This is a genomic window from Pseudomonas sp. BS-2016, from assembly GCF_001806145.1.
In the GTDB taxonomy this organism is placed as follows: domain Bacteria; phylum Pseudomonadota; class Gammaproteobacteria; order Pseudomonadales; family Pseudomonadaceae; genus Aquipseudomonas; species Aquipseudomonas lundensis.
Window position 1 is genome coordinate 1 of record NZ_MLCT01000107.1, and the last position, 1572, is coordinate 1572.

Annotated in this window: 2 protein-coding genes; both read right to left on the minus strand. The window is 63.0% G+C overall.

All coding sequences use genetic code 11. From position 1 onward, the window contains the following. Positions 1-368 (minus strand): type VI secretion system lipoprotein TssJ (gene tssJ / locus BKD70_RS22710; protein ID WP_070415445.1); only part of this gene is annotated, 368 nt, incomplete at its 3' end. Between the two features lie 57 nt (positions 369-425). Beyond that, positions 426-1572, minus strand: a 1147-nt coding sequence (tagH, locus tag BKD70_RS22715) for a type VI secretion system-associated FHA domain protein TagH (protein ID WP_070415446.1), incomplete at its 5' end; no start/stop codon positions are given.

Here is a 1572-nt window from a genome sequence, read left to right on the forward strand (position 1 = left end):
ACCAGCAAGCCGATCTGGCGCGTGGACGGGTCGAGATCGCGCTGCAGGCTCAGTTGTTGGCCGGGCTGCACCATCACTTCGTCCTGGTCCAGCAGGTCGAGGCCGAGGGTGGATTGCGCACGGTCAGCCAGGGCGAAGTAATCGGAGCGTGAAAAGGTCGCGGCGTTTTTCAATTCGAAAATGCGCACCCGCACCGGCGCGGCCTGGCCGTTGGCACCGGGGTTAAGCCCGGCAATCGCGTGAAAATGCAGCTCAACGGCGGCCGTGTCAGCTTCGGCCTCGGCAGCCGCCTGGGGTTTGGCAGTGTCGTTGGCACACGCCGTCAGCAGCAGCACGGTAGCGGCTGCGAGTAAAAACCTGGGAATCATCCTGCGTCCTCAATGACGTATTTAGCTATCCGTTTTATCCATTGGTGCGAGGCGTTTTCAGCGTCGCTGTCGTGCACTGTGTTCTTCGTAGGCCCGGCTGAATTCACGACCGAACAAGTCCTGGAAATCGTCCTGGGCCTCGCGGGAAATGTTGCTGTAGAGCTCGGTGAACTGCTGCCAGTACTGGGCCTGGCGCGAACCATTGAAGAGACTGGAGAGGCCGCCGGGCTTGCCCATGCGCTCCTCCAGCTGCGCCGGTTCAAAGCGCGTGAGCAAGTGCTTGATCGCCGCTTCCACGCCAGCCATCACGGCCAACTGGTGGGCGCGCAGGTCGTCGAAACTGTCACGTACGGCAAGGTCCGGCGCCATGAACGCCTGGTTGCCATGACGCAGCAACAGCAGTAACGCTTCATCGGCATTCGGGGCGAATTTCAATGGGTTGTTTTCGGCGGGGCGGATCATTGTCTGCTGCATGCGGAACTCGCCCTTGAGGCTGGCACGGGCGCGCAATACGTCGATCAGGCCCTCGACCATCAGCCGGTAGCTGCGGCCGATGCTTTCCATCTGCGCGCAGGCGTCGGCTTTGTCCAGGCGCAACTGGTCCAGGCCCGCACCGCGCAGGAAGGCTTGCAGGAGGTCCGGTGGTGGCTCGGCATTGGCCACGGGGAGCGCAACAGGCTCGACCACGGGCGGCGGCGGGAGGATCGGTGCTGGGGCGGGCGCAGCATTGACGACGGGTGCGGGCGCGTCGCTGAACAGGTCCCAGTCTTCGGGAATCACCGAGCCTTGCACCAATGGCTTTTCGGGCGCCGGTACGGCCACTGGAGCCGGGGGGCGAAAATCGTGTTGCTCGGACGGCACATGGTCCGCCACGGTGGGCGGCGGCACGGCGGTGGGGCTGAGGAAGTCGAACAGGTCTGGCAAGGTTTCCATAGCCGAGGCGCCCTGGAACTGCGGCGCGATCATCGGTGTGGGCGCAGGTTGGCTCGCCACGGCGCCCATCAGCGCTTCAAAGCTGTTGGGTGAGTCACCGGCAAATGGCTGGCTGTCGATGGCCTGCACGTTGAAGTCGATACGCGCCTGGATTTCGTAATCGCCGATGCGGATCAACTCACCATCTTGCAACGGCTCGCTGTTACCCCGACGCATACGAATACCCGCCTTGACCAACTCCACACCATTGGTGCTGTTATCGGTCAAGTAA